This is a genomic window from Stenotrophomonas sp. PS02289 (assembly GCF_029960115.1).
Lineage (GTDB): Bacteria > Pseudomonadota > Gammaproteobacteria > Xanthomonadales > Xanthomonadaceae > Stenotrophomonas.
In genome coordinates, this window is the sequence record NZ_JASCOZ010000215.1 from 1 (window position 1) to 6,090 (window position 6,090).

The 6,090-nt window shown below is 67.4% G+C and carries 6 protein-coding genes; 4 read left to right on the top strand and 2 right to left on the bottom strand.

The genetic code is table 11. The features are described from left to right. The coding region (locus QMX83_RS19470; protein WP_282298296.1) for a DEAD/DEAH box helicase at positions 1–1,358 on the bottom strand (1,358 nt) is incomplete at its 3' end. Positions 1,359–1,763: 405 nt separating this feature from the next. On the opposite strand from QMX83_RS19470, the gene QMX83_RS19475 reads away from it, so the two are divergent. Then, on the top strand, positions 1,764–2,753 hold the full coding sequence (locus QMX83_RS19475; RefSeq protein WP_282298297.1) for a fumarylacetoacetate hydrolase family protein: 990 nt from the start codon (positions 1,764–1,766) through the stop codon (positions 2,751–2,753). A 2-nt stretch (positions 2,754–2,755) separates the two neighbouring features. Then, positions 2,756–3,415: a maleylacetoacetate isomerase gene (gene maiA, locus QMX83_RS19480; RefSeq protein ID WP_282298298.1), complete on the top strand. Its 660-nt coding sequence runs from the start codon at positions 2,756–2,758 to the stop codon at positions 3,413–3,415. 79 nt (positions 3,416–3,494) lie between these two features. Here the strand turns inward: maiA and QMX83_RS19485 are convergent, their stop codons facing one another. Beyond that, on the bottom strand, positions 3,495–4,625 hold the full coding sequence (locus tag QMX83_RS19485; protein WP_282298299.1) for a PilT/PilU family type 4a pilus ATPase: 1,131 nt from the start codon (positions 4,623–4,625) through the stop codon (positions 3,495–3,497). 98 nt (positions 4,626–4,723) lie between these two features. Between QMX83_RS19485 and QMX83_RS19490 the strand changes: the two genes are divergently transcribed. Next, on the top strand, positions 4,724–5,125 hold the full coding sequence (locus QMX83_RS19490; protein WP_282298300.1) for a DUF4398 domain-containing protein: 402 nt from the start codon (positions 4,724–4,726) through the stop codon (positions 5,123–5,125). Continuing rightward, positions 5,125–6,021: a hypothetical protein gene (locus tag QMX83_RS19495; RefSeq protein WP_282298301.1), complete on the top strand. Its 897-nt coding sequence runs from the start codon at positions 5,125–5,127 to the stop codon at positions 6,019–6,021. The genes QMX83_RS19490 and QMX83_RS19495 overlap by 1 nt, the downstream gene beginning before the upstream one ends. Positions 6,022–6,090 lie beyond the last annotated feature (69 nt).

Consider the following 6,090-nt stretch of genomic DNA (forward strand, 5'->3'; position numbering starts at 1 on the left):
CCACCGGCACCGCCACGGCGCTGGCCCTGCGGCTGGCCGCCGCGCGGCGCGCCACGACCGGCACCGTCACGCTGGCCGCCGCTGCTCTTCTTCGGGCCCGCATGGGCGTGGCGCGGAGCCTCGCTGTGCGGACGACGCGCGTGGTTCTTGCGCGGTGCGCGCTCGCCACCCGGAATCTCCGCCTTGCCCGGGGCGCTGTTGCCCCAGCGGATCGGCACCTGCGGCTCGAAGCCCGGCACGTCGCGGATATCCATGTCGCGGTTGAGCAGACGCACGATCTGGCGCAGCAGCTTGGCTTCGTCCTGGGCCACCAGCGAGATCGCCTGACCGGTCGAGCCGTTGCGGCCGGTACGGCCGATGCGGTGCACGTAGTCTTCGGCCACCATCGGCAGGTCGTAGTTGATGACCTTCGGCAGCTCGTTGATGTCGATGCCGCGCGCCGCGATATCGGTCGCCACCAGCACGGTCACGCGGCCGGCCTTGAAGTCACCCAGCGCACGAAGGCGCTGGCCCTGGCTCTTGTTGCCGTGGATCGCCGCGGTCTTGATGCCGGACTTTTCCAGGAACGTGGCCAGCTTGTCGCTGCCGTGCTTGGTACGGGCGAACACCAGGGTCTGCTCGCGGCTGTCCTGCGCCAGCAGGTGCAGCAGCAGTTCGCGCTTGCGGGCGCCGTCGACCGGATGCACCTTGTGGGTGATGGTCTCGGCCACGGTGTTCTTCGGCGTCACCTGGATCTGTTCCGGGTTGCGCATGAACTCCAGCGCCAGCTGGCGGATGTTGTCTTCAAACGTCGCCGAGAACAGCAGGGTCTGGCGGTTCTGGCGCGGCAGCTTGGCCAGGATGCGCTTGATCGAGGGCAGGAAGCCCATGTCCAGCATGCGGTCGGCTTCGTCCAGCACCAGCACTTCAATGCCGGACAGGTCGACGCTGCGGCGTTCCAGGTGGTCGATCAGACGACCCGGGCAGGCCACCAGCAGGTCCACGCCACGACGCAGCACGTCGAACTGGTTGCCCATGCCCACGCCGCCGTAGATGCAGGCGCTGGGAATACGCAGGTACTTGCTGTAGCCGCGCAGGCTGTCATGCACCTGGGTGGCCAGTTCGCGGGTCGGGGCCAGCACCAGCGCACGCGGCTTGCGCGGACCGTCAACGGCCTGCGGGTTGGTGCCCAGGTGCTGCAGCAGCGGTAAGCCAAAGGCAGCGGTCTTGCCGGTACCGGTCTGTGCGCCGGCCAGCAGGTCGCGCCCGGCCAGGGCCAGCGGGATCGCCTGCTCCTGGATCGGGGTCGGGTTTTCATAGCCCTGCTCGGACAACGCGCGCAGCAGGAACGGGGCAAGGCCCAGGTCTTCGAAAGACATCGGTGGAAAGCTCCAAAAGCAAAGTAACGCCGGGCCCGATGGCCAGACGCGCGGCAGATCGTGTGATCGGCTGACTCGGAGCGTTCCCGTGAACCGCGCTGCGAGGAGTAGGGTGCAGCCAACGCGGTGCGCAGGCTGGACTGCATGACGAATGGCGTCGGAGTGGGGGCGGGCGAGGGGTCGAAACCCGGCTCGCCGGCGATCCCGAAGGGAAACGGACGGCCGCTGCAGACCGGCGGATGATAGGACAAATTGTGCAGCACATCAATTTGCCCATTCAGGTTCATCCTGGCCGGACTCATCGCGCAATCCGCTAAGGTGCCATCTGCGGCAGCGCAGCTTGGCTCCTGCGCGCATTTGGTTACACTCGAAACCTATTTTTCTGCGTTCGACGGATACCCACCCATGAAGCTTGGTTCTTTGAAGGAAGGCGGTCGCGACGGCACCCTGATCGTGGTCTCGCGCGACCTGCGCCACGGCGTCCGCGCCACCGGCATCGCCGCCACGCTGCAGGCCGCGCTGGAAGACTGGACCCACCTCGCCCCGCGCCTGAACGCCCTGTATGAGTCGCTCAACGATGGCAGCGCCGACGGCGTGTTCGACATCGACCTGCAGGCGCTGGCCGCGCCGCTGCCGCGCGCCTATGAGTTCGTCGACGGCAGCGCCTACCTGCCGCATGTGGAACGCGTGCGCCGCGCCCGTGGGGCCGAGGTACCGGAAAGCTTCTACACCGACCCGCTGATGTACCAGGCCACCAGCGCCGGCTTCTACGGCCCGCGCGACGCGGTGAAGGTGGTCAGCGAGGAGTACGGCATCGACCTGGAAGCCGAGCTGGTGGTCATCACCGACGACGTGCCGATGGCGGTCACCCCGGAACAGGCCGCCGGCCATATCCAGCTGGTCGGGCTGGTCAACGACGTCTCGCTGCGCAACCTGATTCCCAGCGAGCTGGCCAAGGGCTTCGGCTTCCTGCAGTCCAAGCCGCGTTCGGCGCTGTCGCCGGTGTTCGTCACCCCCGACGAGCTGGGCGATGCCTGGCAGGACAGCAAGGCGCACCTGCCGCTGGTCACCCACATCAATGGCGAATGGTTCGGTGCGCCCGAAGCCGGCGTGGACATGCAGTTCAACTTCGCCCAGCTGGTCGCCCACGCCGCCAAGACCCGCCCGCTGGGCGCGGCCACCATCGTCGGCTCGGGCACCATCGCCAACGAGGACACCAGCAAGGGTGCGTCCTGCTTTGCCGAGCAGCGCACCGTGGAAACCCTGCGCGACGGCAAGCCGAGCACGCCGTTCATGTCGTTCGGCGACGTGGTCCGCATTGAGATGTTCGACGCCGCCGGCGAAAGCATCTTCGGTGCCATCGAGCAGCGCATCGAGCAGGCAGCACGGGCCTGAGCATGCACGCCGAACCGCTCGAACTGTTCAGCTACTGGCGCTCCAGCGCGGCCTACCGCGTGCGCATTGGCCTGAACCTGAAAGACCTGGCGTACGCCATCACGCCGGTGCATCTGGTCCGTGATGGCGGCCAGCAGCACAGTGAAGGCTATGCGGCGCTCAACCCGCAGGAACTGGTGCCCACCCTGCGCCACGGCGAACAGGTGCTGCACCAGTCGATGGCGATCCTGGAATACCTGGACGAGGTGTTCGGCGGCCCTTCGCTGCTGCCGGACGATGCGGCGGGGCGGGCGCGGGTGCGCGCGCTGTCCCAGCTGGTGGCCTGCGACATCCATCCGCTCAACAACCTGCGGGTGATGCAGTTCTTCAGCGACACCTGGAACGTGCCGCAGTCCGAGCGCGAAGACTGGACCCGGCACTGGATCCAGCTCGGGTTCGAGGCAATGGAGCGGATGCTGGTGGAATCGGTGGAGACCGGCCGCTTCTGCCACGGCGACACGCCCACGCTGGCCGACTGCTGCCTGGTGCCGCAGCTGTACAACGCGCGGCGGTTCAATGTGGACCTGGAGCCGTACCCGACCCTGGTGCGCATTGAAGCAGCGTGTCTGGCGTTACCGGCATTCGAGGCCGCGCGGCCGGAGAACCAGCCCGACGCGGCTTAAGTAGAGCCGGGCTTGCCCGGCTGCCACGTAGCGTTTGAGTCCCCGATCAGCCGGGCAAAGCCCGGCTCGACGGCGTTCCTTAAAACCCGTGCGTGATGCTCGCCGGGCTCGCGGCCGAATAATCCGCGTACGGATCATGCTCACCGCTGCCGCCTTCGGACAGGCGGAACTTCAAGGCCAGACCATCGCGCGAATCGGCCGCGCGCAGCGCCTCCTCCTGCTCGATGATGCCGCTCTTGGCCATGCGGAACAGACACTGGTCGAAGCTTTCCATGCCTTCTTCCAGCGAGCCTTCCATCGCCGCCTTGATCTCGTGCACCTGACCGCGGCGCAGCAGGTCGCGGATCATCGGCGTGTTGATCAGCACTTCGGTCGCCGGCAGGCGGCGGCCGTCCTGACCCTTCACCAGGCGCTGGGAGATGACCGCACGCAGGTTCAGCGAGAGGTTCATCAGCACGTTGCGGTGCGCGCTTTCCGGGAAGAAGTTGAGGATGCGCTCGATGGTCTGGTCGGCGTTGTTGGAGTGCAGCGTGGCCAGGCACAGGTGACCGGTTTCGGCGAACGCAATGGCCGCTTCCATGGTTTCCGCGTCCAGGATTTCGCCGATCAGGATCACGTCCGGCGCTTCTCGCATCGCGTTCTTCAGCGCGTTGTGGAAGGCATGGGTGTCCAGCCCGACCTCGCGCTGGTTCACGATCGACATCTTGTGCTTGTGCAGATATTCGATCGGGTCCTCGATGGTGAGGATGTGCCCGGTCGTGGTGCTGTTGCGGTGGTCGATCATCGACGCCAGCGAGGTCGACTTGCCGGAGCCGGTCGAACCCACCACCAGCACCAGCCCACGCGGGGTCATGATGACGTCCTTCAGCACCTGCGGCAGATTCAGCTCTTCAATGCTGGGAATCTTGCTGCGGATGGCACGGATCACCATGCCCACCTCACCGCGCTGCTTGAACACGTTGACGCGGAAGCGCCCGGCGTCGGGCAGGGCGATGGCCATGTTGAGTTCCAGGTCGCGCTCGAACTGCGGTACCTGGCCTTCGTCCATCAGCGAGTAGGCGATCTTCTTGACCATGCCCGGCGGCAACCCGGTGTTGCCCAGCGGGTAGAGCTTGCCCTCGATCTTGATGTACACCGGGGCTCCGGTGGTCAAGAACATGTCCGAGGCGTTCTTTTCGGTCATCAGCTTCAGGAAATAGCCGATATCCATGCGAAATCTTTCCCCAACAAACGGCTTCGTGCCATTGCAAGCACGGCGCAGGCTTCCGACAATGGCCGTGCACAGACAACCTGGCAACGGCCCCCCCAATGAATCGTAGCTTCGCACAAATACGACGTACCCCGGCAGTTTTCATCTCTGGATGCGTGATGGCGTGCGCATTCGCGCTGTCCGGACCGGTCCTGGCCCAGGACGGCGCACTCGAGCTGGCCCAGGCCCGCCAGGCGGTGGACAAGGCCACCCAGGCCGACGCCGACCAGTACGCCCCGGACCTGATCGCCGTTGCGCGACAAGGCCTGGAGCAGGCCCAGGCCGCCGCCAGCGACCGTCGCGAGCGCAAGAACGCGCCCCTGCTGGCAGCCCGCGCGACCGTGGACGCCGACCTGGCCCGCGCCCGCAGCGAAGAGGCCGCCGCGATGGCCCAGCTGCAGCTGCACCGCAATGAGGTGAACCAGCTCGAACGCCAGCTGGCGACCGGGGAGGGCCGCTGATGAAGAACGCCCTGCGTACCCCCGCCGCCCTGCTGCTGGCCGCCGGCCTGGCCTTGCCGCTGCTGGCCAGCGCCGCCGAAGACCCGGCCGTGGCCCAGCTCAATCAGCGTCTGCTGGCCATCCAGGCCAACAGCAGCACCTCCGAACTGGCCCCGTATGAGCGCCTGCAGGCCCAGCAGGCCGTGGCCGACCTGGCCAAGGCCAAGCGCCGCGACCTGGACCAGGCCCGTTACCTGGCCGAGCGCCGGGTCGAGATTGCCGAGACCAGCGTGCGCACCGCGCTGGCCCGGCGTCAGTCGGCCGAGCTGGAGCGCACCCGCAGCGACCTGCTGATCGAGGCCACCCGCCGCGAATCGCAGCGCATCCGCCAGGAGAACGAGCGCCTGCGCGTGCAGGCCCAGATCCAGGCCGAAGAGTCCGAGCGCCTGCGCCTGGCCGCCGAAAGCGAAGCCCTGGCCCGCCAGGACGCCGAAACCGCACTGACCAGCGTGGCCGGCAAGCAGACCGCCCGCCTCAGCGCCGCCCAGGCCAACGCCGCCAAGCTGGCCCGCGAAGAAGCCGAGCTGGTCTCCGGGGCCAAGCTGCCGGGGTCGAAGTTCGACAGCCGCGGTGAGGTCTTCACCTTTGCCGGTGATGCCTTCGCCGGTGGTCAGTCCAGCCTGTCCGGCGGCGCGAAGAGCCAGACCAAGGCCCTGGCCGAGTATCTGAACATCGGCAAGAAGGGCCGGGTCCGGATCGAGGCCTATGACGCCGCTGCGGGCGTCGGCCAGAAGCGGGCCGAGGCGCTGCGCGATGCCCTGGTTGCCGCTGGCGTAAGCGCCAGCCGCTTCCAGGTCAGCGGCAAGAAGGCCGCCGCGACCAAGGCGCGTTCGGCCGAGGTGATCATCGCCCCGTAAGGGGGCCGATGACGGTGCATTTCGGTAGCGCCGGCCGTTGGCCGGCCCATGCATCACTGAGGGCCGGCC

Coding starts and splice junctions, on each gene's coding strand:
- maiA (WP_282298298.1), top strand. CDS start 2,756: ATGCACGCCGAACCGCTCGAACTGTTCAGCTACTGGCGCTCCAGCGCG.
- QMX83_RS19490 (WP_282298300.1), top strand. CDS start 4,724: ATGAATCGTAGCTTCGCACAAATACGACGTACCCCGGCAGTTTTCATC.
- QMX83_RS19485 (WP_282298299.1), bottom strand. CDS start 4,625: ATGGATATCGGCTATTTCCTGAAGCTGATGACCGAAAAGAACGCCTCG.
- QMX83_RS19475 (WP_282298297.1), top strand. CDS start 1,764: ATGAAGCTTGGTTCTTTGAAGGAAGGCGGTCGCGACGGCACCCTGATC.
- QMX83_RS19495 (WP_282298301.1), top strand. CDS start 5,125: ATGAAGAACGCCCTGCGTACCCCCGCCGCCCTGCTGCTGGCCGCCGGC.